The organism is Amphritea pacifica, assembly GCF_016924145.1.
GTDB classification, from domain to species: Bacteria; Pseudomonadota; Gammaproteobacteria; order Pseudomonadales; family Balneatricaceae; genus Amphritea; species Amphritea pacifica.
The window spans coordinates 1-23,828 of record NZ_JAFFZO010000002.1; the positions used below are offsets into that span (position 1 = coordinate 1).

Consider the following 23,828-nt stretch of genomic DNA (forward strand, 5'->3'; position numbering starts at 1 on the left):
AAGAATAACAAGAGGATATAAAAATGCCTGTATTTGCACTAAGTCCTGACTATCAGGGCGAGCGGATGGACCGGGTGGAAAATTTCCACGGTAATCAGATTGTCTATCTCGGTTGGGATGAGCACCGCATGTTCTGCGCTGCCAAAGCGTTCCCGCTGCCACCTTCCATGCCCTTTGCGGCGCTGATTGACAACATTATGCCGGAAGCCTTTGGTCAGCACCCGGAGTTCAGTCAGATCAACTGGGACACCGCGGAGTGGCTGCTGGATGGTGAACCGTTCCGGCCTCAGTTGGAGGTTGCTCTTGCCGATCAGGGGGTGGGGCATAAATCGCTGATCCGCTTTAAAACCCCGGAGTTAACGGGGTATCAGGGGGCTGGCGTTTAATGTCACAGAGCTTTAGCTGAGAGAGACGGACCGGTCTCTGGCAGATCATCTGAGTGAGAGACCGGTCTGTTGCAGGGTGAAAGTATGAGTTATGAAGTAACAGTTGAACCAACCGGTGATGTAATCGAGGTTGAAGAGGGGCAGACCATTCTGGATGCTGCCCTGCGTCAGGGGGTCTGGTTGCCGTTTGCCTGTGGCCACGGCACCTGCGCCACCTGTAAAGTGCAGGTGCTGGAGGGTGAAGGTGATCTGGGTAACGCCTCCCCCTTCGCGCTGATGGATATGGAGCGGGAGGAGGGCAAAGTGCTGGCCTGCTGCTGTACCCCGGAATCGGATATGGTGATCGAGGCGGATATCGATGTGGATGATGACTTTGCCGGCTATCCGGTGGAAGATTTTATCGGCACGGTTACCGAAATCAGCGATCTGTCACCGACGATAAAGGGGATATTGTTTGAACTGGACAAGCCGATGGCATTTCAGGCCGGTCAGTATATCAACCTGAAGCTGCCGGGCGTGGAGGGTAGCCGGGCGTTCTCTATCGCCAACAAACCCTCCGATGCCACCACACTGGAACTGCATGTGCGTTTAGTGCCGGGCGGTGCGGGCACTACCTACCTGCATCAGCAGTTAGAGGTGGGTGATACCCTGGATGTGAGCGGGCCATACGGGCAGTTCTTTGTGCGTAAATCGGATGACCAGGGAGTGATCTTTATCGCCGGTGGTTCGGGACTATCCAGCCCGCAATCGATGATTCTGGATCTGCTGGAGGAGGGCGACAGCCGTCCGATCACCCTGTTGCAGGGGGCGCGCAATGTTGCCGAACTGTATAACCGGACGCTGTTTGAAAACCTCGACCGGGAGTTTGCCAACTTCACCTATGTTCCGGCATTGAATGCGCCTGAAGAGGGGGATGACTGGCAGGGCTTCACCGGTTTTGTGCATGAAGCGGCCCAGGCACACTTTAACGGCCGTTTCGATGGCAATAAAGCGTATCTCTGTGGCCCGCCGCCGATGATCGATGCGGCGATCACAACCCTGATGCAGGGGAGGCTGTTTGAGCGGGATATCCATATGGAACGCTTTGTCACCGCTGCCGATGGTGCAGAGGAGCAGAACCGCTCGGCCTTATTTAAAAGGATCTGATTAAACGTATCTGATTGAAATAGTTATGGTTTTTATGTTGGAGCAGATGTGGATCTGCTGTATGGCTTGTAATACCTAAAAGGTATTCTATAGGGTATTAAACGGTATTAGACGGTATTCTATGGCCCACTTACACTTGAAGTACAAAAAAATACTACCCGGTAGTATTTAACAGGGTGATGCAATGGTGCGTCATGTTTATAAAAATAAGATAAAAAACGGAGCTTTTGTTATGGCAATGACCGGTGTATTGAGACCTGGACATGTCCAGATCCGGGTGTTTGATCTGGAAGAGAGTGCGCGCTTCTATCGTGATGTAATGGGCCTGGTTGAAACGGGTCGTGATGATCAGGGACGGGTTTATTTCAAGTGTTGGGATGAACGTGATCATAACAGTTACATCATCCGTCAGGCTGAAGAAGCAGGAATAGATTTCTTCGGTTTTAAAGTGCTCAATGTCGCAACGCTGGATAAGCTGGAAGCGGATCTGAATGAATATGGTATCGAAACCACCCGTATGCCTGCCGGGGAGATGCTGGAAACCGGTGAACGGGTGCGCTTTACCCTACCTACCGGCCATCTGATGGAGCTGTATGCTGAAAAGAGTGCAGTTGGAAACGGACTGAGCAGTGCTAATCCGGGGCCGTGGAATAAGGCCAGTGAGCATGGTATTGCGCCGGTCAGACTGGATCACATGTTGTTGTACGGGCCGAATGTCGCCGCCAATAAGAAAATCTTTGAAGATGTACTCGGGTTCTTTCTGGTGGAACGGGTTCTGGCTGAAGATGGTGAGTTTGAAGCCGCCCTGTGGCTGTCCTGCTCTCATAAAGTCCACGATATCGCCTTTGTTGAACATCCGGAACCCGGAAAACTGCACCACTGCTCTTTCCTGATGGAAAGTTGGGAGAAGGTGCTGCGTGCTGGCGATATTATGTCGATGAATGAGGTCTCGGTGGATATTGGCCCAACCCGTCATGGCATTACCCGTGGCTGTACTATCTATGCCTGGGATCCCTCCGGTAACCGCTTTGAAACCTTTATGGGGGGGTATCAGCCCTATCCTGATTATGAAACCATCACCTGGGACTGGGATCACTTCCCTCAGGGGCTGGATTACCCTCAGCGTAAGCTACATGAGTCTTTCTTGACTATCGTCACCTGATGCCGGGCTGAACTGCGTGCCGTGTACCGGCATGCAGTTGTATCTCGCGAATCTGATTTTTAAATTTTTGCTGGTTTTGGATGCCGCTATCCAAAGGTTTTTGATATCAATAATAATACCTATTAGGTATTAATAAAGGATGAAAACAGTATTAGACGGTATCTTGTTGACTGCATAAACTGGTTTAAACAAAAAGCCAGCAGTAATCAAATAAAGGTGAGCAGCAATGCATCAAGTTAATAATTTTATAAATGGTGAGTTTGTTGAGGCTGAATCGGGGCGCCGGTTTGACAAGCGCTCACCTGTAGATAACAGCGTCATTGCCTCTGTTGCTGAAGCGGGCCGTGCCGATGTTGACCGCGCCGTGGCGGCGGCAAAAGCGGCTCTGACCGGAGAGTGGGGGCAGTTAACCGTCGATCAGCGGGTTGATTTGCTGCACGGCGTTGCCGATGAGATTACCCGTCGCTTTGATGATTTTGTCGCCGCAGAGATGGCCGATACCGGTCAGCCGCACCATGTGATGACCCATGCGTTTATCCCCCGGGGGGCGGCCAACTTCAAAGTGTTTGCCGACATTATTAAGAATGTACCCACGGAAAGCTATCAGATGGCGACACCCGATGGCCGTGGCGCCCTCAACTATGGCCTGCGGGTGCCTAAAGGGGTTATCGGCGTTATCTCCCCCTGGAATGCGCCCTTCCTGTTGATGACCTGGAAAGTCGGTCCGGCGCTGGCCTGCGGCAATACCGTGGTGGTCAAACCTTCAGAAGAAACACCGCTGACCACCACCCTGCTGGGTGAAGTGATGAACAGCGTGGGCATCCCTGAAGGTGTGTTTAACGTAGTGCACGGTTTTGGCCCCGATTCGGCCGGTGAGTTTCTGACGCAGAACCGCTCCGTAGATGCGATCACCTTTACCGGAGAAACCCGAACCGGCACCGCCATTATGAAAGCGGCGGCTGAAGGGTGTCGTGATGTGTCTTTTGAGATGGGCGGTAAGAATGCCGGTATTGTATTTGCCGATGCTGATTTTGATGCGGCGGTTGACGGTATCTTCCGCTCCGCTTTTCTGAATACCGGTCAGGTCTGTCTGGGCACCGAGAAGGTCTATGTCGAACGGCCGCTTTTTGAACGATTCGTCAGTGCACTGAAACAGAAAGCGGAAGCGGTGAAATATGGCCGTCCTGAAAACCACGGGTCCAACTATGGTCCGCTGATCAGTCGGGAACATCAGGATAAAGTGCTCTCTTACTATCGCAAGGCGGTGGAAGAGGGGGCCACGGTGGTCACCGGTGGCGGTATTCCGGAGATGCCCGCTGAGCTGGCTGAAGGTAACTGGGTACAACCCACTATCTGGACCGGTCTGCCGGAAACTGCCAGCGTAATCCGCGAAGAGATCTTTGGCCCCTGCTGTCATATCTGCCCCTTTGATAGTGAACAGGAGGTTATTGGCAACGCCAATGCCAATGATTATGGACTCTCCACTACCATCTGGACCAATGATCTGGCCCGTGCTCACCGCATGGCGGCAGCGATTGATGTCGGCATTACCTGGATTAACAGCTGGTTCCTGCGGGATCTGAGAACGGCATTTGGGGGGGCCAAACAGTCCGGTATCGGTCGTGAGGGTGGCGTGCACTCCCTCGAGTTTTATACCGAGATGCGCAATGTCTGCGTCAAACTGTGAGGTGGTTATGGATCAGGATCTAATTAACTCGTTGGGTGATGAGCTGTATAGCGCATTTCTGACACGCAGCACCATTACCCCTTTGACCGGGCGGGGTCTGGATATCACGCTGGAGCAGGCCTACAAGATACAGCAGCGCTTTATCGCCTGTCGGCTGGAGGCAGGGGAAACCGTGGTTGGTAAAAAGATCGGTGTCACCAGTAAACCGGTACAGCAGTTTCTGGGGGTATATCAGCCCGACTTCGGCATTCTCACCTCTGGCATGCAGATCGCTGGCGATAACGTGATCGATCTGGATGGTTTGATTCAGCCAAAAGCGGAGGCCGAGCTGGCGTTCGTTCTGAAAGAAGATCTGAATGGCCCGGGAATTACCGCGATGGATGTCATCCGGGCGACCGACTATGTGGTGCCCTGTTTCGAGATTGTTGATTCCCGCATTACCGACTGGAAGATCAGGATTGAAGATACCGTGGCCGACAACGCGTCCTGTGGTGTTTATGTCCTTGGTGATGTTAAAGGTGATCCGCGCAAACTGGATCTGACCCTGGCGGGGATGGTGCTGTACAAAAATGGCGAACTCTACTCCACCAGTGTTGGGGCCGCGGTACAGGGGTCGCCGGCGAATGCGGTTGCCTGGCTGGCCAATACTCTGGGTGAGCTGGGCATCCCCTTTAAAGCCGGTGAGGTGATTCTGTCGGGATCTCAGTCGGAACTGGTGGCGGTGCAGCACGGTGACGAGCTGGAGTGCAATGTAGGAGGGCTTGGCCGCTGCAAGGTTAAATTTTCCGGGAGAAGCGCAGTATGAAAACAACGTTGAACAGAGAGGCGATAATCCGCTTGTGTGAACGTGTGGAAGGTGCTCAGACCCGCGCCTATGCCATCCCCAAACTAACCGATGAGTACCCGTCGATGACCATGGCTGATGGTTATGCGATTCAGACGGAGCTGCGCAAACGCTTTATTGAGCAGGGGCACAAACTGGTGGGCTGGAAAGCGGGGCTGACCTCCCGGGCGAAGATGAAGCAGATGGGGGTGGATCAGCCTTCAATCGGCTTTTTGACCGACAAGATGTCACGTCCGGAAAACTCGGTGATCTCAACATCTGATCTGGTACATCCACGGGTCGAGTGTGAAATTGCGTTTGTCACCCGCGAGCGTCTGGTGGGGCCTGGATGCACCGCAGAGGATGTGCTGCAGGCAACTGATTATGTGCTGCCCGCTATTGAGGTAATCGATTCACGTTTCTCTGGTTTCAAATTTGATCTGGAAAGTGTGGTAGCGGATAACGGTTCATCGGCGCGTTTTGTCGGCGGTGGTCGCCCCCGTTACGTGGATGAGCTGGATCTGCCGACCATCGGCGCAGTACTGGAAAAAAATGGTGAGATTGTCGAGATGGGGGCCGCAGCAGCGGTGATGGACCATCCGGCAGCGGCGGTTGCCATGTTGGTGAATATCCTCGCCGAGATGGGGGAGGAGCTGCCTGCTGGTAGTTTTGTCATGAGTGGTGGGATCACTGCTGCCGTTGCCGTGTCCCCTGGAGACCACGTTATTGCCCGGTTCCAGGAGCTGGGTTCGATCTCTGTCCGGTTTGGGGAGTGAGGAATAATTATGCCGATTATTGAAGTTCATATTTTGGAAGGGCGCAGCTCAGAGATTAAGGCCCGCGCAGCGGCAGCCATCTCTAAGGCTGCGGCGGAAGGTTTTGGCGTCAGCATCGATACTGTACGTATTTTGGTCACTGAACATAAGAAAGATGAGTTCTATGTGGGAGGGCGAGCAGGGCGGGCATCCGATCAGGCCAGGTTAGCCCCCCTCATGGAAGAGGATAAGTTATGAAAAAGATCAGATGTGCATTGATCGGATCAGGCAATATTGGCACCGATCTGATCTATAAAATTCAACGCAGTGAATTCCTGGAGCCGGTTTGGATGGTGGGGATCGATCCTGAATCTGAAGGCCTGACCCGGGCTGCTGCGATGGGGCTGAAAACCACCCATGAAGGGATTGACGGCTTGCTCCCCCATGTACTGGAGGATGGCATTCAGATCGCTTTTGATGCCACCAGTGCCTATGTACATGCTGAGAACAGCCGTAAGCTGAATGAACTTGGGGTGATGATGATCGATCTGACACCCGCAGCAATAGGCCCTCTGTGTGTGCCGCCGGTGAATCTGAAACAGCATGCTGAAAAAGTGGAGATGAACGTCAATATGATCTCCTGTGCGGGGCAGGCGACGATTCCGATTGTCAGTGCTGTGTCCCGGATACAGGGGGTTGAGTATGCCGAAATTATCGCCAGCCTCTCCTCTAAATCGATCGGCCCGGGCACCCGGGCTAACCTGGATGAGTTTACCTATACCACCTCAAACGCCATCGAAGTAGTGGGCGGTGCGAAAAAGGGTAAGGCGCTGGCGATTATCAACCCCGCTGAGCCACCAATGATCATGCGTAACACCATCTACTGTCTCACCGAAGGCGAGCCCGATGAGGAGAAGATCACAGCATCGGTGCTGGCGATGATCAAAGAGGTGCAGAAATATGTACCGGGTTACAAACTGGTCAACGGCCCGAGTTTTGAAGGTAATAAGGTCGCGGTGTTTATGGAAGTTGAGGGGTTGGGGGATTATCTGCCGAAGTATGCCGGTAACCTCGACATTATGACGGCGGCGGCAACCCGCACAGCGGAGATGTTTGCCGAGGAGATACTCGCCGGAAAAATTCAACTTAACCCAGTGGAGGTGGCGTCATGAGTGATCTGAGCGGACGTAAAGTCATTCTGCATGATATGTGTCTGCGGGACGGTATGCATGCCAAGCGGGAGCAGATCCCGGTAGAGCAGATGGTTAAAGTCGCGACCGCCCTCGATGATGCCGGTATGCCCTATATTCAGGTGACCCATGGTGCGGGTCTGGGGGGCAACTCTTTGCAGCACGGTTTTGCCCTGGCCAGCAATGAGGAGTATATCGAAGCGGTTGCGTCGCGGATGAAACAGGCGGTGGTCTCTGTTCTGCTGTTGCCGGGGCTGGGAACGATGAAAGAGCTGAGGTCCGCCTATGATTCCGGAGCCCGCAGCGTACATGTGGCAACCCACTGTACCGAAGCGGATACCTCGCCACAGCATATCGCCTGTGCCCGCGAACTGGGGATGGATACCACCGGTTTTCTGATGATGTCTCACCTCTCTGATGCCGCTTCGCTGGCACAGGAAGCCAAAAAAATGGAGTCTTACGGTGCCAATACTGTCTATATCACTGATTCTGCTGGTTTCATGTTGCCGGAAGATGTTACTCAACGTATCACTGCGCTTCGGGATATCCTGAAGCCCGAAACCGAGATCGGTTTCCATGGCCACCATAATATGGGGCTGGGGATCTCGAACTCGATTGCCGCTATTGCCGCCGGAGCCTCGCGTATTGATGGCTCAGTGGCCGGTCTCGGGGCCGGGGCGGGTAATACGCCACTGGAGGTATTTATCGCGGTCTGCGAACGGATGGGCATCGAAACCGGTGTTGATCTGTTTAAGACCATGGATATTGCCGATGAGATTATCTTCCCGATGATGGATCACATTGTCCGGGTGGATAAAGATTCGCTGACCCTTGGCTATGCAGGGGTTTACTCGACCTTCCTGCTGCATGCCAAGCGTGCGGCGGAACGGTTTGGTGTTCCGGCCCGGGATATTCTGGTGGAACTGGGACGTAAAAAGATGATCGGCGGTCAGGAAGATATGATTCAGGATACTGCGATGACCATGGCGAAACAGCGTGGTTTATTGAAACAGAGCTTTTAACGGATCGATTGAAAGGCGATTGAGATGACAACAGATTTTAAGGGTGAAACGGCGATTGTCGTCGGCGCAACCGGTGCCTTTGGCCAGGCGATTGTCGAGCGATTACTGAATCGCGGACTGAAGGTGGTTGCTGTGGCGCGTTCAGCCACCAGTGTGCAGGCCTTGTCAGAAACCCATGCGGGTGTGATTCCCTGTGTGGCTGATATCAGCAATGACAGCGCCATTGAAGCGATTCGTGCGGTTCTTAATAGCACTGTCAGAGCGGTGGTGCACGGCCCGGGTGTCGGGGTGGCAGGCGGAATTCTGGAAGCGCCAACAGCCACGATGGTTGATGCGGTGAATATCAAGGTGGGTGGCTTGTTGCGCCTGAGCCGGGCTGCCGACAGTTTTCTGACCGAGGGCAGCCGGCTGATCTCAATTGGTGGCCACTATGGTCTTGAACCCACCGCCTACGCCGCGTCGGCCGGTGTTGCCAATGCCGCGCTGTTTAATGTTTCCCGGCAACTGAGTCTGGCCTATGGCGAGCGGGGTATAACAGCCCATGTGATTGCGCCAGGCCCTGCGGATACCGAGCGACTACGGAAGGTGGCCGTGGCCCGGGCAGAGATGCATGGCTGCACGGTTGATGATGTGCTGGATGAGATGAAAGCGGAGTCCTCTATCAGTGCCTTTACCACGCCGGGGCAGGTGGCCTGGGCGGTGGATATGCTGATTGATCCGGAAGCCACCGCTATGACCGGATCAACCTTGATGCTGGATTCGGGGCGTCGCCGGGGATTGCCATAGGAAACAGTACGAAGCACTTTGTTTTCACCAGGTTCTTCTATTATTAACACAACCGGCGCATAAGCAGCTATAACAATAACAGGACGCTAAACGATGCCAGTCGCAAAATTCCATCTGTCTGAAGACCTTATAACTCAGGAGTCCGCCAGGCAGATATTACAACAGGCCAGTGCTATCTATGCGGAGGTGCTGGACAGCCCGATTGAACGGACGCGGGTGTTTATAAGCAGCTATAACCCGGACTATGTCGCGGTTGGCGGTGAGGTTTGTAGCGATTCTGAAAAGATGATGGCGTTCTTTGAGTTCATTGTGCTGGAGGGGCGTTCTCTGGAACAGCGAACGGCCATCGGCGAACAGTTTACACAGCTGCTATGTCATACCCTGGGTATTGACCGCTCACTGATCAGAGGCTATTGCAGCTTAGTCGCGCCGGAGGACTGGTATATTGCCGGAAACCCCGCCAGTGCCGTGAGAAAAGCGGAAGTGGATGCCCGCAGACAGGGGCAGGGCAATGGCTAGTTTTCGGGTAACCCTTGCGGAACAGGATGAAGCCTATGATTGCCGGGAGAATGAATCGGTTCTCCATGGCATGGCGCGGCTGGGTAAAAAAGGGATTCCACTGGGCTGCCGGGGTGGCGGTTGTGGGGTATGTAAAGTCAGGGTTTTGTCCGGCGAGTATCGCCGTCAGGTGATGAGCCGCTGTCATGTGAGTGAAGCTGAACTGGACGCGGGCTGTGTGCTGGCCTGTCGCACCTTTCCTGAAAGTGATCTTGAGATTGCGGTGATCGGTAAGATGTCAAAAAATATCCTCGCCAGACGGGAGCCATCCGAATAGTATTCAGCTCTGTTTCGGCTTATCAGAGCACCTTTTCGCTTATCAGAGCCTTGAGGGGCTCTGATACACTCTTATGCTGCTGCGCTTAGCACAGTTCATCCAGGCTGCGGTTATCCTTGATAGTACGAAACTCCTTCAGGGTTTCGAGAAACGCCTTTAGCAGCGGTGACTCATCATCGTTTCTATAAATACAGCTCAGATCGACCTCCGCTTCATCCGGCTCATCGGATAACGGTTTGTAGACCACGCCGGGGATGCTCAGTACGGTGGCGGATTCGGGCACCAGACAGGCGCCAAAACCACTGGCAACCAGTGCCACACCGGTGACTGCATCACCCACCTCCTGGGAGATGTCGGGGGTGAATCCGGCCAGTTGGCAGAGTCTGATCGTCTTGTCGATAAAGTTAGGGCGTCCCGCTGTCGGATACATCACCAGAGGAAACTCTCTGATTTTTTCAAAGGGTATATGGTCCTGCGATGCCATCGGGTGTTTGGTACTGATTGCCAGTCTGAGCTTTTCCATTGAGACCAGCTCTGAGCTGATATCCGCCAGTGGTGCCAGTAAGCGGTTAAAACCGACGCTGATGCGCTTCTGTCTCAGTGCCTTAATCTGCTCACCCTTACCCATGGTATGCAGAACTATATTAACTTCCGGGTAGCGCTCTTTGAAGAACAGCAGCATCTTGGGAATATCCCCCATGATACCGGAACCAAAAATGGCAATATCCATCCTGCCAAGGCGCCCCTGGCCCGCTTTCTGGGTACGCTCAGTCGCCTGCTCTATGAGACTGAAAATATTGCGCACCTCCTCTCTGAGCAGTACCCCGGCATCGGTGAGCTCCATCCCTTTCGGGTTGCGACTGAAAAGGGTGACGCCTAACTCCTCCTCCAACTGCTGTATCTGTCGTGTCAGAGGTGGTTGGGAAATATGCAGTACTTTGGCAGCTCTGCCGATGTGTTTTTCATCCGCCACCACCTTGAAATACCTGAGTTTACGCAGATCCATTATTCGCCCACCTGTTTAGGTTTGAATTTATTAATACCTTAAAAGTATTGAGATGGAATATCAATAGTATTGGATGGTAATGAGTTGCCTGCGTTATTTTGTCTGTCAGGAGTGAGAATTCTCCAAATATTAGTAAACAGTGCAGGCGTAAGTCATGTTTATAAAAATAAAAAATAACAGGCATCTCAGAACAACATTAATGTTTGCTCTGACAACTTTTCTTGCCGGATGCGAGGCCCCCCTGAATCTCGAAGGGGTTGAACAAGAGATGAGTAAAGCGGTGCACCGCACCGATCAGTTGCTGGGCGTGGCGGTAACCCAGGACCGGGTTGTTGTTGTCGGCGCTGACGGCGTGGTGCTGACCAGCCCGGTCAGCGAGCTTAAATGGCAGCGGCAGCAACTGAGTAACAATCCCAACTTTGTCGATATAAAACTCTGCCCCGACCAGTCACTGATCGCCCTGAGTATGGAACATCAGCTGTGGATCAGTGAAGACCAGGGACAGCATTGGCACAGCAGCGATATTCCCACTCAGGAAAGCCTGACCTCAGTGGCCTGTGGGCCGGACAACAGTTACTGGGCAGCCGGTAGTTTCAGTACCCTGGTCAGTAGTCATGATAAAGGTATCAGCTGGAATGAGCAGAGCCTCAACGAAGATGCCGCCATCACCACAGTGCAGTTCTTTGATAGTCAGAATCTGATTGCCACCGGTGAATTTGGCTTGCTGGCCCGTTCTGAGGATGGTGGTGAAAACTGGTCCATGCTCGATCCGATCCCTAATGAATTTTTCCCTATGACCAGCTACTTCAGCGATCCCTCAACCGGCTGGGTGGCAGGGCTGGGGGGGACCATTTTGTATACCGATGATGCGGGTCAGAACTGGCAGACCCAGGATACCCCGACTGATTCCCCGATCTATAACCTCTTCGCCCGGGATGGCCGGTTGTTCGCTTTTGGTGATCACGGCACGGTATTGGAACAGCAGGATGACCGCTGGCGCAAACTGGATAGCCCCAATATTCCGGTCTACCTGCGGGACGGCAAGTTACTGGATGACAAACGCCTGCTGGTATCCGGCGGCTGGGGCGCCCTCTTTACGGTCGATATCTGAGCCTTTCTGCAGGCGGATTTAAATAATAATAATTTCTGGAACTACGGATATGTCTGATAAAGCATCTGCACAATCCCATAAGATCACTCATCTGCTACACAACCTGGATGAGCGGATTTTCAACAGCCCTAAAATTGTGCTGGGGCTGATTCTGGTGATCACACTGTTCTTTGCCAGCCAGATTCCCGGCGTCAAAATGTATTCTGATTTTGCCGATCTGCTGCCTCAGGAACACCCCTATATTGTGTTGCATAACGAGATTAAGGAATCCTTTGGCGGTGCCAATGTGGTGATCGTGGGGGTTGAGGTTGAAAACGGCGATATCTTCAGTAATGAAGCGTTGGCACGGATTCACCGCATCACTCAGGCGGTGGATAACCTGCCGGGGGTCAATCACAACCTGGTGGCCAGTATCACCCATCGCAACTCCCGCAAAGTGTGGATGACGCCTGAGGGCAACGTGAACTCTGAGTCTTATTATGATCCGCAGGGTGGAGAGTTGAGTGCGGCCGGGCTGGAAGCGTTGCGTCAGGATATTGTCGCTAACCCCCGTGTCTATGGCCCTCTGGTGAGCCCGGATATGAAGATGGCGCTGGTGAAAGCGCAGCTTAACGAGGGGCAGCTGGATTACGTTAAAACCTTTGATGCGATTCAGCAGATGCGTGCCGATGAAGGTGCCGGGGGGTATAAGATCCATGTGACCGGACAACCAATGCTGGTGGGCTGGGCCTATCAGTATCTGGGGCAGATCATCCAGATCTTTATGTTTACCGCGCTGATCATGATTGCGCTGCTGGTGTTCTATTTCCGTAAAGCCTATGGCGTGTTGATCCCGCTGGCCGCAGTGGTGGTATCCACTATCTGGGGGCTGGGGATTATCTCCCTGTTTGGCTACAACCTCGATCCGCTGGGGCTGGTGATCCCTTTCCTTATTTCCGCCCGGGCGATGTCTCACGGTATTCAGATTGTTGAACGTTACTATCTGGAGCTGAACGACCATGCGGACCATCACAAAGCCGCGCAACAGACCTTCGAAAGCCTGTTCCGTCCCGGCAGTCTCGGGGTGGTGTCTGATGCGATCGGTCTGTTGCTGATCGCCATTGGTTCCATCCCGCTGAACACAAAGCTGGCGCACTATGCCTCGCTGTGGGCGCTGTCGATCATCATTACTGTATTGCTGGCGGTGCCGATGTTGCTGTCGGTGTTGCCGAAACCCAAAAACTATGCCGTAAAACACAACGTGTTTCGTAACGTGGGTTATCTCTGTGCGGACCTGATCAGTACCCGCAAGGCGGCTAAGAATGCACTGCTGATCGGTGCGCTGCTACTGGTAGGCGGCTGGTATGCCTCATCGAAAGTGGTGATTGGTGAATCGGAGCCAGGCTCACCGATTCTTTACCAGGATCACGACTATAACGTCTCTTCCGGTGCGATTAACGACAGTTTCCCGGGCTCGGAAGAGCTCTATATCGTCGCTGAAACCCGTGAGAAAGGAGGTATCAAACGTCCGGAAGTGTTGAAAGCGCTGGCGGACCTTGAGCGCCATATGCTGATGGATCCCGGTGTCGGTGGTGCCAAAGGGATTCCCGATCTGGTGAAGCAGGTGAACCGCCTGCTGCACAATGATGATCCGCGCTGGATGCAGATCCCCGATGATGCTCAGTATGTGGGGGGACTGATGTTTACCTACATGATGTCCAGCCCGATCCCCGGTGCTCTGAATGAGTTTGTCGATACCGATGAGCGGATCGCCAATCTGGTGTTCTATTACAAAGATCACCAGGGCGAGACCATTCGCCGGGCGATTCACACCGCCAAGCAGTGGATCGATGCTAACGAGGGCAAGGTGGATGGACTGAAGATTCGCCTGGCCGGGGGCACTATTGGTGTCACTGCAGCGATGAATGAAGCTGCCTATGAGACCAATCTCTGGGTGCTGCCGCTGGTGTTCCTGCTGATCTTCGCCATGGTGATGTTTTTCTACACCTCGCTGCAGGCCGGCATGATGATGTTTATGGCGATGATGTTTGCCACCACTCTCACCTACGCCTACATGGGCATCACCGGGATGGGGATCAATATCAACACCGTGCCGATCATCGCGGTCGGGGTCGGGGTCGGGATCGACTATTCCATCTACATGATGGACCGCATCCGCTCGGAGATGGTGTTGCAGCATAACCTCAGCGCTGCGGTTCGCACCGCGATCCGGACCACGGGTCTGGCGGTGAGTTTCACCGCGATCACGCTGATCGCCGGTATTGTCATGTGGGTGGTGCTCTCTGATCTGCGCTTCCAGTCCGATGCTGCGCTGCTACTGAGTGTGATGGTGATTCTCAATGGTGCTGCGGCGATGTTGCTGGTACCTGCCTGGGTGCTGGTGTTCAAACCGAAATTTATCTGTGCCGCCTATGAAGATGAAGACGGTGTGATCCACGCAGATGCGCTGGGTGATGGCCCTTCACACAAGAGCGCTACAACACCCGTTTGTTAAAAAACCAAAAACCTGAAAGGGGTTAAAAATGTCGAAAACAATAATAATGACGATGAATAAGGTGGCTGCCGGTGTGGCTATGGGAGTCACTGCCATGTCGCTGGGTCTCAGCACCACCGCGGTTGCTGCTGATACTGAGTGGGCCGGTTTTGTGGAGAATGCGACCTATGTGCGTGATGGCGTTGGCGTATCAAAATTCCGCAATACGGCACAGGCCGAATTTTCTAAACAACTGGAGTCTGATGGCTGGGATAACGTTTCGATCAACGGTACTTTGCGCGCTACTTACGATGGTGTTTACGATCTCAACAGTGATGAATTCGGCAAAGATGCTCAGGCGAACTATCTGGGTGAAAACTGGCATGGTCAGGACACCTCAACCGCGATTCTGGCGCCCGGAACACCATTGCCATGTGAGAATGATCCTCAGCTGTGTAACAACCTTGATGGTTATATGGATCAGTCTGAAAATGATGTCCGTTATCCCGACTTTAATGATCAGCTGGACTTTATCCGCGAACTCTATATCAGCGCCGATAAACAGCTGGACAGCGGTACTGTTCTGAATCTCAGCTTTGGTAAGCAGCAGGTCGTCTGGGGTAAAACCGACCTGTTCCGCGTGCTGGATGTAATCAACCCGGTGGATTACTCCCGGCATAATATCTACGACGAGCTGGAAGATATCCGTATACCTCAGTGGATGCTCACAGCAGAGTGGCGCATGGGCCCAAACAAGGTGTTCGACGATTCCAACTTCTCTCTGGTATGGAATATCGATAAGTTCCGTCCCAGTAATCTCGGTACCTGTGGTCAGCCCTATGCCATTCTCGATGGCGGCTGTTTCTTTGCCTCACGCATTAACGGTGGTGGCCCCTACGTCATTAATGATGTGGTTGATTATGAGTGGTCACTGAGAAATACCCAGTTTGGTGCCAAGTGGGAAGGCGTTTATGGTGATACCACCTTCTCACTGAATGCACTGCACTATCGTCAACAGCTGCCTTCTATCCATGCCCTGGGCGGACCGGGTAGTAATTTTGGATTGTTCGATATCCATTTCCCAGAGGTCAATCTTCTGGGCGGCTCAATCGATTACTACTCGATGGATCAGGATGCTGTCTGGCGTCTGGAAGCGGCCTATACCGAGGGTGAAGAGTTAGCCCGTGATACCGATGGTTATAAGAAGACCGACATGCTGCGTTATGTGATCGGCTTTGACAAAAACATCATTATTCCTGAGCTTGGTACCAGTAGTGCCTTCCTGCTATCCACTCAGCTGTTTGGTGAACATATTCTTGATCACGAAAGAGATATGCCCAACAAGAAGGATAACTGGATCGCCACGCTGTTATTCAAAGGTTTTTATATGAATAACCGCCTCAGTCCACAGATCATTATTGCCCATGATTTTGCAGCAGAAGCCACCGCAGTCGCTCCCAGTATTGACTATCTGATCAATGACCACTGGAAGGTTAATGCGGCCTTCAATATTAAAGAGGGCGGCAAGAAAACCTTCCCATGGTCTGTCGCGGGCGGTGCACCTGCAGGCGGTCAGACAGAACCTTTAGCGCGTTTCCTCAATGGCCCGATCGGTGTAGCCAATCAGGAAGACGAATTCCAGCTGTCCGTGCGTTACAGCTTCTAAACAAATATAACGATAAGAAGGTAAACCATTATGTTTAAGAAAACCTTTATCTCTCTGGCGCTGACGACGACTGTATCTGCGTCAGCAATGGCTGCGACGGAGCAGGATGTACAGAATGCATTTTATCCGTATAAAAATGGTGTCCCAACCTATCAGGGTTTAAGTGCCGGGATGACCATCAACCAGGCAAATGTTGATCAGTTTAAAGAGATTATTGATCCGGCGATGTATGACTTTATTAAAGCCGGTGATACCGAGATCAAAGTGGGAGAAACCACCTCATTCGATCTTAATAAAAGCTATGTCGACGCCACCCGCAAGTATATGAACGATGTCAAACTGGGCGATACGGTTGGTGAGATCAGTGGTTCGGTCGCGGGTCGTCCCTTCCCTCAGGAGCCCTCCATGGATGATCCGCGGGCGGGTGAAAAGCTGGCGTGGAACTTCAAATATGGTTACAACTGGGGTGATTCTGCTGCGATCTGGCCGTTTTACTGGACCTTCAAGGATATGAACAGCGGCAAGGCTGAGCGGACACTGAAGTTCAACTTTAACTTCTTGAACTTCACCCACCGTACTCAGCAGGCCCCGGTGCCGGCGATTACACCTAACCCTTCTAATCTGTTTCGCGCCACCTATCTTGAGGTGCTTGAACCGTTTGATGTGAAGAACACCCAGCTGCTGATTCAGCGGTTTGAAGATGATCTTAAGCGGGATAACGCCTATCTCTATCTGGGCTTCCAGCGTCGTGTACGTCGTCTTTCAACCGGGCAGGTAACCGATGCTTTCCTGGGCTCTGATATTATGATCGAAGACTTTGAGGGTTATAACGGTCGTATCTCCGATGCTAAGTGGAGCTATAAAGGCACCCGCAATATGTTGCTGCCGATGTATAACCACAATGATATGCCACTGGATACTGAGATTCCTAAGGATGACGACGGTTATCAGATGATCTCATATGGTGGTAAGGGTAACTGTTTCCCGAACGTTACCTATCAGCTGCGTAAGGTGTATCTGCTTGAAGGTGAGCCGTTGGATCCGAACCATCCGATCAGTAAACGTCAGCATTTCATTGATGCACAGACATTCACCATTCCGCGGACGGTAACATACGACAGGAATGGTGCAATCTGGAAGAGCTTCAGTATTGGCCAGGCGCATCCTGATCACCACCTGGCCCAGAACAAGGGCAGCGGTGTATCAATAGATGACTCCTTTACCATGATCGACATGCAGGCGCAGCACTGTACCACGGGGCAGTTTAAAGGGATTATCGATCCTGAGCTGACACCGGAAAGCAAGATGACGGTGCAAAATCTGCGGGCCTCCGGTAAGTAACTGTCACGACAACGTCGTGTCGCATAAGCGGGGTATCGGAGATACCCCGCTTATCATCAGTATGACCCCTCCATGCTGTTGTGGTTTAGCACTCCTTTGGCCACGGACGGTCTTTTTCTAACCGGGTTATGCTGATACCGGTACTTATTCACAGCATCTGCCAATAGCCACTACGCCACTCTTTCGTCTGTAGCGGATATGTCTGCAATATCTATGGTGGTAGAATGACTCTACTTATTATTTAAAAGGCTTTAGAGATGCTGCTGCATAATCGCAATATTATTCGTGTGGTGAAGGATGGCCAGGTGGCCAACTGCATTATCCTGAAAATGTGTTATGACTACGCGCTGGTTAAATATGAGGAGAAGGAGTACCGCATCCCCTATGCGGTGATCGATGAAGTGGTGGGGCATGAGTTACTGATGAGTAATGAGTAACAAGGGCTCATCGTTTGCGATGGCGACATATGGTTATCAACGTCTGCTGGTTATTATTCAGTGTGGCGTATCGGCCTTCAGGTCCCTTGTTCGGGGGATTCTCTCAACTTATTCCCGCTTTATACTCTGCTGTCTATCAGAGAGCATATCTCAAAAGATCATCCTGCCTTATTTAAGAGCTCAATCTAAGGTGCTATAGGCCGTTTTTCATTCCTTGGTTACAATTGGAGATTAAATCAAAGGCAGGCTAATAACCCCTGTTCTTGAATGCTCGATGCTGTATTCAACGTGGTAATTTGAATGAGAGCGGTCTATCTGTGTCAAAAAAGAAGCTAGATGGAATCGGTATTGGAAATCTGCTGGATAACATTCCGATTCCTGCCTTCATTATCAATACTCAACATGTGATTACCCATTGGAATGTCTCGCTGGAAATTGCTTCAGGACTGAGTAGTCGTGATGTGGTTGGTACTCGGGACCAGTGGCGACCCTTTTACAAGAGTAAGAGACCTACCATGGCAGACCTGATTGTCGCCGGGGTGAATATACCCGAGCTGGATCAGTTCTACGCAGCTAAATATCACCCATCAGACGTTCTTCAGGGCGCCTTTATGGCAGAGGATTTCTTTCCTGATATCGGTAAAGAGGGGGAGTGGTTATCCTTTACAGCCTCGCCTATCAAAGATGAAAATGGCATTATTATCGGCGCTATCGAAACGCTGGTGGTTATCACGGATCGTAAGAAAGCTGAATTTGAGTTAACCGAACGCGAGCAACGCTATCGTGAACTGAGCCAGGTTGATGATTTGACTCAGCTGTACAACGCCAGACATTTCTATCATGAGCTTGAGCATGAACTTGAGCGGTCTTGCCGCTATAAGCAACCTCTGTCGCTGTGCATGCTTGATCTGGATTTTTTTAAGGGAGTCAATGATCGCTTCGGGCACCCGTTTGGCGATCAGGTACTGCGAAAATTAGGTTTTTTAATTCAGTCACATCTGCGTTGCATCGATAGCGCGTATCGCTATGGTGGTGAGGAGTTCGCTATCATCATGCCGCAAGTGGAGATTTATGAAGCATTCACCGCAGTGGAGCGGCTTCGATTAGAACTTTCAGAGGTGGATTTCAGAACTGGTTCAGGACAGGTTATTAATGTCAGCCTGAGTGCAGGACTGGTGCAGGCGCAAGCGAGTGATAGCAAAGAGTCTCTGGTTGCCAAAGCGGATAAGGCGCTCTATCGGGCCAAGGGCGGGGGCCGTAATCGCACCTGTTTTTAACCCGCAATATCTGTTGCTGGTTGCGGCCGTTATCAGGGCACAAAGACATCATATAAAATCGCGTTACTCCACTCATTGATAAAGCGGCGTTGTTTCAGTTGATCCAGATAAACCATCAGTGCCGGGCCTAAGGGAATGGGCTTAAAGCGCAAGGGGTAGTCCCGTTGCAGACGGCTGTAGGTAAACGGCCCGTCAACACCCGGGTGCAGCGCGATCAGGCCACTCTTATCCGCAATGACTTGCTGCCCCTGCACCGATAACAGATAGCGGAGAAATGATTGAGCGTTTTGCGCATGGCGCGCCTGACGGGTTATAAAAGCGACACGGCTCATGACCAGGGTATAGTCCTCTGGAAAAATAATACCGATGGTCGGGGCTGTCCGGGCATACTTTATTGCGTACGATCCCAACACGTTATAGCCAAACACCAGTTTCCCCGATTCGACCTCTTCGATTATGTTGCTGCTGCAACAATGTAAGTTAGCGACCACGCGACCTAAGTTTTCTTTCAAGCGGCTGCTGATACTGGAGTTTATTTCATCCTGCGAGGCAAACAGATAGCCAACACCAGACACCCTAATGTCATAGGTGCCGATACGGTTCATGAAAAAATCGTTGCTATTACGAATTGCCAGTGCCAGTTTTTCATGGGTATTCGGCAGAGGTTTACCTTGAAAAGCCGGTTTGTTATAGACCATTACCACCGGCTCATAGGTGAAACCAAAAGCTTCATTTCGCCAGTTCGCCCAGCCCGGGAGAGCTTCTGTTACCGGGTCAGTAAATGGCTGTGCATAGCCATCGTTCACCAGTTTGATTTGCAGATCCATGGCTGAGCTGATCACCAGATCCGGTAACTGATCTTCGGGTAACCGTTGTATTGCATGGAACAGCTCGTTGGTTTGAAACTCCTGATAGTGGATATTGAGCTCCGGCGAGGCTTTTTTGAAGGCATCAATGATCGGCTGCATCGCGTTGGTATCAGTGGCACTGAAAATAATCAGTGAGGATGACGGATCCGTGGTTTGTGCAGCGTTAGCCATCATGGTAAAGGTGCTCAGGGCGATAATCAGGGTAAGCTGTTGCAATAAAAATTTCATAGGCGAGCACCGGGTATGCGGATCACAACCCGCAGCCCACCGGATGGACTGCGATCAAGTTTAAGGCTGCCCTGGTGTGCCTGAATAACGGTTTCGACAATTGCCAGGCCAAGACCTGAGCCGGAGGCATCAGCGCTCAGGCGAGAAAAACGTTGCACTGCCTGGCGGCGCTGATGGGCGGGGATGCCAGGGCCGCTGTCATCAATAATTATCTCAAGCATATTGGCGTCGCCAGGGCGCAGGATAATATCAATCTGATTGTTCTCCGGACCATAGCGCACCGCATTTTCGAGCAGGTTTTTTAGTGCTTCTTTGAGGCTGACTTTATCACCCGGAATGCGGATGTTATCGGCCTCGGCGGTGTAAGAAAAATCGATTTGCGTATGCGCATGGTCTCTGACAATCTCCGTTAACAACTCTTCGACCAGCGGGTTTACCGCAATCGACTGAGGCTCCATGCTGTCACTCCTGTGCGTTACCAGTGCATGTGCCAGTAGTTGATTGGTCAGGCGTGTCAGTTTTTTATGTTGTTGGCGAATGTTGACCAGTCTGCTGCGGATGTCGTCAATATCCGAAGCCTGCAGAGTAACATCCAGTTGTCCCTGTATGCCGCCTAAACTGCTGCGTATCTGGTGAGAGGCATCGGCAATAAATACTTTCATCGTTTGCAGATTGTTCAGCAGCTGTTGCTGATAGTTATTGATCGCATCAATCAGTGGAGTTACCTCTCTGATTGCCGGCGTTTTTAACGGACGGCGGTCGTTCGGAGAACGGCTTTTCAGGTTTTCAGAGATGATGCTCAACGGCTGTAAAGCACGCCTGACGCCCAGCCATACCATCAATAAGGTTAACAACAAAATGCCGGACAGCGTTGCAAGGGAGCTGAAAAAAATCTCATCAGACAGTTCGTGCCGGGCATTTTTTGTTTGTCCCAGTTTAATCACCACCCAGCCATTGGCGGTTGGTGCGATCAACCGTTTGCTCTGGATCACCCAGCTAACGGCTTCGCCTTTGTATGTTGCGGTATAAAAAATGGGCTCACTGTTGGGATGATAATTTGTCGGGGAGGGGGTCTTAGTGTAGCCGGTCAGATGCTGCCCCCGGTGGTCAATCACTTCGTAGTAGACTTTGTCATCGGGTGCTAATTCCAGCATCGATAGCGCGGCATACGGCAGATCAAGATCGATCTGAGAGTCCTGAACAGAGATCCGTTCAATAATGGATAAACTGGCGCTGTTAAGGAGTCGGTTGTAGGAAAGGTCCGCCGCCCGTCTGGCGTAATCCCATACCCCTGCGCTCAGAATCAGAAATACAATCAGCATCAATAGCCCGGTGCGGGTAATGAGCTGCTGCTGCAGGGAGTAAACTGTCTTAGTCATCGATGTGACCCAGGTATCCAAGGCCGCGGATGGTTTTGATGTGCAGTGAAGAGTCAGAGAGTTTCTTTCTCAGGCGGGTCAGTGTTTGCTCGATTGCGTTGGGCGTATTGGCTTCATCAAAGGTATACAACTTATTGGCAATGTCCTCTTTGGTTAATACGCGATCAAGATTTTTCAAAAACAGTTCGAGCAGTTGTAGCTCCCTGAGGCGCAGTTCAATGGGCTGATCATTAACGGTGATCTCCTGCCTGGCCATATCAAAAACCAGGTTGCCGCAAACCATGGTGTTGCTGGCAGCTCCCCGTTCGCGCCGTAGCAATGCCCGGCAGCGTGCTGCCAGCTCACGGAAATCGACCGGCTTGACCAGATAGTCATCGGCCCCCAGATCAAGGGCACTGACCCGGTCATCAATCTCAGCGCGGGCCGTGAGAATCAGGACTGGAATTGTTTTACCCTTTTGCCGCAACGACTGTAATAGCTGATAGCCACTGCGGCCGGGCAGGTTGATATCCAGTATCAGCATATCAAAGTCATCCCATGAGAGGGTGCGTTCCGCCATCTCGACCGAAACGGTCCAGTCCAGTGGGTGACCTATCTGGCGGAAATATTCCTGAGTTGCATCGGCCAGCGCTTCATTATCTTCTATAAGGAGTATGCGCATTACGCTGAGATTCTCCGTCGGGAATTAAGCATCAGGGAACCTCTTTTGTCGCTTTTTCAGCCCGTGTCAGACTGTTGTCAGTTAACAAGACTATATTTTAAAGGCGTTAAAGTGCGCTGTTAAAAACAAACAACAAAAAAACACTGGAGAGTCCCATGAAGTCCAAGCTTCGTATACTAGCACTGGCTGCTGGTTTGGCAACTGCAATGCACGCTGCTGCATATGAACCTTCTAAACCTGAATGTATCGCACCGGCAAAGCCCGGTGGTGGTTTTGATTTAACCTGTCGTATCGTTTCCAATGGCTTTAAAAATGCCGATCTGCTGAGCACTCCGATGGCAGTGACCTTTATGCCAGGCGGTGTTGGTGCCGTGGCGTATAACTATATCAATGCGAATCGTCGTGATGATGGTAATGCGTTGGTGGCATTCAGCTCTGGCTCGTTGTTGAACATCGCTCAGGGTAAGTTTGGTAAAGACCTGGATGAAAACGATGCTCGCTGGGTGGGTGCGGCTGGTGTCGATTACGGTGCCGTTATTGTCAGTGCGGATGCTCCCTGGAATACTCTGGCTGAGCTGGTCGCTGCCGTCAAAGCTGACCCGACTAAGTATGTTCTGGGCGCTGGTGGTGGTGTCGGTAGCCAGGACTGGATGAAAGCTGCGATTCTGATGAAGTCATCCGGTGTTGATCCAAAAACGATGCGCTATGTTCCTTATGAAGGTGGCGGTGAAGCGATTGCTGCGCTGATGGGCGACCATATTCAGATCTATCCGGGTGATGTCGGCGAGATGGTGGGGCAACTGGAAGCCGGTAAGCTGAAAATGTTAGCGGTGATGGCGCCTGAACGTCTGGAAGGTGAGTTTGCTGATATTCCGACGGCTAAAGAGCAGGGCTTTGATGCCGAGTGGACAATTCTGCGCGGCTATTATCTGGGGCCGGATGTCTCTGATGAAGCCTACAACTACTGGGCGGGGCAGTTTGATAAGGCGTATGCCAATGACGCTTTCCTGAGCACTGTGAATGAGAAAGGGCTGATCCCTTTCAAAATGTCAGGTGAAAAGTTCGATTCATACGTTAAGAGCCGGGTGGGCTATATGCGTGATCTGGCGAAAGAAGCTGGCTTAATTAAGTGAGATTGGCAATGTATGACCGTATTCTTGCGGGTATATTGCTGGTGCTGTCCGGACTGATCGTCTGGTCAGCACTTCAGTTTGACGTACCCTTTCAGTATGAACCTCTGGGGCCAAAAGCCTTTCCGATTATTCTGAGTATTCTGCTCTCAATTGTTTCCGTCTGGTTAATCATTAAGCCTGATGCCAACAACTGGCACCCGACCGCCGACATTATGAAAAAGTTGTTCGCCGGTCTGGTGCTGATGGTTGTTTATGCTGCGCTATTTAAAGGGGCCGGGTTCATTCTTGCCACCTTTATTGTGGGTGGCGCTTTTAGCTGGCTGTTTGGTGAGACACCCAAACGTGCCGCTCTATTTGCTCTGGTGATGAGTGTGATCAGCTATTTTCTGCTGACCTCGCTGTTACAGCTTAATGTTCCTTCTGGTACCTGGTGGGCCGGCGTTTTCTAGGGGTAG

General features: G+C 51.9%; 24 protein-coding genes. 20 read left to right on the top strand and 4 right to left on the bottom strand.

Features of this window, described 5'->3' with window-relative positions; all coding sequences use genetic code 11:
• The first annotated feature begins 23 nt into the window (after positions 1–23).
• The 12 genes from JW499_RS00925 (at position 24) to JW499_RS00980 (ending at position 9,792) form a co-directional block, all read left to right on the top strand.
• Positions 24–386, top strand: coding sequence for a phenol hydroxylase subunit P4 (locus tag JW499_RS00925; protein ID WP_205208827.1), 363 nt, complete (start codon positions 24–26; stop codon positions 384–386).
• Positions 387–470: 84 nt separating this feature from the next.
• On the top strand, positions 471–1,532 hold the full coding sequence (locus JW499_RS00930) for an NADH:ubiquinone reductase (Na(+)-transporting) subunit F (RefSeq protein ID WP_205208828.1): 1,062 nt from the start codon (positions 471–473) through the stop codon (positions 1,530–1,532).
• Positions 1,533–1,764: 232 nt separating this feature from the next.
• Entirely contained in the window at positions 1,765–2,694 is a 930-nt protein-coding gene (locus JW499_RS00935; RefSeq protein ID WP_232846157.1) for a catechol 2,3-dioxygenase, read from the top strand.
• A 226-nt stretch (positions 2,695–2,920) separates the two neighbouring features.
• The gene (locus JW499_RS00940) at positions 2,921–4,381 is read left to right on the top strand and encodes a 2-hydroxymuconic semialdehyde dehydrogenase (protein ID WP_205208829.1); all 1,461 of its coding nucleotides are present in this window, start codon (positions 2,921–2,923) and stop codon (positions 4,379–4,381) included.
• 7 nt (positions 4,382–4,388) lie between these two features.
• Positions 4,389–5,186, top strand: coding sequence for a 2-oxopent-4-enoate hydratase (gene dmpE / locus JW499_RS00945; RefSeq protein WP_205208830.1), 798 nt, complete (start codon positions 4,389–4,391; stop codon positions 5,184–5,186).
• Positions 5,183–5,980: a 2-oxo-3-hexenedioate decarboxylase gene (gene dmpH, locus JW499_RS00950; RefSeq protein ID WP_205208831.1), complete on the top strand. Its 798-nt coding sequence runs from the start codon at positions 5,183–5,185 to the stop codon at positions 5,978–5,980. Before dmpE ends, dmpH begins: the two co-directional genes overlap by 4 nt.
• A gap of 9 nt (positions 5,981–5,989) precedes the next feature.
• Positions 5,990–6,217 carry a tautomerase family protein gene (locus JW499_RS00955; RefSeq protein WP_205208832.1) on the top strand — a complete coding sequence of 76 codons (228 nt, stop codon included), beginning with the start codon at positions 5,990–5,992 and terminating at the stop codon, positions 6,215–6,217.
• On the top strand, positions 6,214–7,131 hold the full coding sequence (locus JW499_RS00960; protein WP_205208833.1) for an acetaldehyde dehydrogenase (acetylating): 918 nt from the start codon (positions 6,214–6,216) through the stop codon (positions 7,129–7,131). Before JW499_RS00955 ends, JW499_RS00960 begins: the two co-directional genes overlap by 4 nt.
• Positions 7,128–8,171, top strand: coding sequence for a 4-hydroxy-2-oxovalerate aldolase (gene dmpG / locus JW499_RS00965; protein WP_205208834.1), 1,044 nt, complete (start codon positions 7,128–7,130; stop codon positions 8,169–8,171). Before JW499_RS00960 ends, dmpG begins: the two co-directional genes overlap by 4 nt.
• Positions 8,172–8,195: 24 nt before the next feature.
• Entirely contained in the window at positions 8,196–8,957 is a 762-nt protein-coding gene (locus JW499_RS00970) for an SDR family NAD(P)-dependent oxidoreductase (RefSeq protein ID WP_205208835.1), read from the top strand.
• 93 nt (positions 8,958–9,050) lie between these two features.
• On the top strand, positions 9,051–9,476 hold the full coding sequence (locus JW499_RS00975) for a tautomerase family protein (RefSeq protein WP_205208836.1): 426 nt from the start codon (positions 9,051–9,053) through the stop codon (positions 9,474–9,476).
• Positions 9,469–9,792 carry a 2Fe-2S iron-sulfur cluster-binding protein gene (locus tag JW499_RS00980; RefSeq protein WP_205208837.1) on the top strand — a complete coding sequence of 108 codons (324 nt, stop codon included), beginning with the start codon at positions 9,469–9,471 and terminating at the stop codon, positions 9,790–9,792. The genes JW499_RS00975 and JW499_RS00980 overlap by 8 nt, the downstream gene beginning before the upstream one ends.
• A gap of 85 nt (positions 9,793–9,877) precedes the next feature.
• Here the strand turns inward: JW499_RS00980 and JW499_RS00985 are convergent, their stop codons facing one another.
• A complete protein-coding gene (locus JW499_RS00985) occupies positions 9,878–10,798 on the bottom strand; it encodes a LysR family transcriptional regulator (protein WP_205208838.1) in 921 nt (306 codons plus the stop codon).
• 199 nt (positions 10,799–10,997) lie between these two features.
• Here JW499_RS00985 and JW499_RS00990 point away from each other — a divergent pair, with 199 nt between their 5' ends.
• From JW499_RS00990 to JW499_RS01015, 6 genes are all read left to right on the top strand, one after another.
• The gene (locus JW499_RS00990) at positions 10,998–11,909 is read left to right on the top strand and encodes a WD40/YVTN/BNR-like repeat-containing protein (protein ID WP_232846158.1); all 912 of its coding nucleotides are present in this window, start codon (positions 10,998–11,000) and stop codon (positions 11,907–11,909) included.
• Between the two features lie 49 nt (positions 11,910–11,958).
• Positions 11,959–14,403 (top strand): efflux RND transporter permease subunit, encoded by a 2,445-nt coding sequence (locus tag JW499_RS00995; RefSeq protein WP_205208840.1) that lies wholly within the window; start codon positions 11,959–11,961, stop codon positions 14,401–14,403.
• Between the two features lie 28 nt (positions 14,404–14,431).
• A complete protein-coding gene (locus tag JW499_RS01000; protein WP_232846159.1) occupies positions 14,432–16,048 on the top strand; it encodes a DUF1302 family protein in 1,617 nt (538 codons plus the stop codon).
• Positions 16,049–16,078: 30 nt separating this feature from the next.
• Positions 16,079–17,389, top strand: coding sequence for a DUF1329 domain-containing protein (locus JW499_RS01005; protein ID WP_205208841.1), 1,311 nt, complete (start codon positions 16,079–16,081; stop codon positions 17,387–17,389).
• A gap of 257 nt (positions 17,390–17,646) precedes the next feature.
• On the top strand, positions 17,647–17,826 hold the full coding sequence (locus JW499_RS01010; RefSeq protein ID WP_091361487.1) for a hypothetical protein: 180 nt from the start codon (positions 17,647–17,649) through the stop codon (positions 17,824–17,826).
• A 317-nt stretch (positions 17,827–18,143) separates the two neighbouring features.
• Entirely contained in the window at positions 18,144–19,103 is a 960-nt protein-coding gene (locus JW499_RS01015; protein WP_205208842.1) for a sensor domain-containing diguanylate cyclase, read from the top strand.
• A 32-nt stretch (positions 19,104–19,135) separates the two neighbouring features.
• Here the strand turns inward: JW499_RS01015 and JW499_RS01020 are convergent, their stop codons facing one another.
• Genes JW499_RS01020 through JW499_RS01030 form a run of 3 tightly spaced genes read right to left on the bottom strand, consistent with a single transcriptional unit; the run spans position 19,136 to position 22,240 of the window.
• Complete coding sequence (locus tag JW499_RS01020) at positions 19,136–20,200, bottom strand: ABC transporter substrate-binding protein (protein ID WP_205208843.1); 1,065 nt, start codon at positions 20,198–20,200, stop codon at positions 19,136–19,138.
• Complete coding sequence (locus JW499_RS01025) at positions 20,197–21,579, bottom strand: sensor histidine kinase (RefSeq protein WP_205208844.1); 1,383 nt, start codon at positions 21,577–21,579, stop codon at positions 20,197–20,199. The genes JW499_RS01020 and JW499_RS01025 overlap by 4 nt, the downstream gene beginning before the upstream one ends.
• On the bottom strand, positions 21,572–22,240 hold the full coding sequence (locus tag JW499_RS01030; protein WP_205208845.1) for a response regulator transcription factor: 669 nt from the start codon (positions 22,238–22,240) through the stop codon (positions 21,572–21,574). The genes JW499_RS01025 and JW499_RS01030 overlap by 8 nt, the downstream gene beginning before the upstream one ends.
• A 155-nt stretch (positions 22,241–22,395) precedes the next feature.
• On the opposite strand from JW499_RS01030, the gene JW499_RS01035 reads away from it, so the two are divergent.
• Positions 22,396–23,373 (top strand): Bug family tripartite tricarboxylate transporter substrate binding protein, encoded by a 978-nt coding sequence (locus JW499_RS01035; protein WP_205208846.1) that lies wholly within the window; start codon positions 22,396–22,398, stop codon positions 23,371–23,373.
• Entirely contained in the window at positions 23,370–23,822 is a 453-nt protein-coding gene (locus JW499_RS01040; RefSeq protein ID WP_332873972.1) for a tripartite tricarboxylate transporter TctB family protein, read from the top strand. Before JW499_RS01035 ends, JW499_RS01040 begins: the two co-directional genes overlap by 4 nt.
• Positions 23,823–23,828 lie beyond the last annotated feature (6 nt).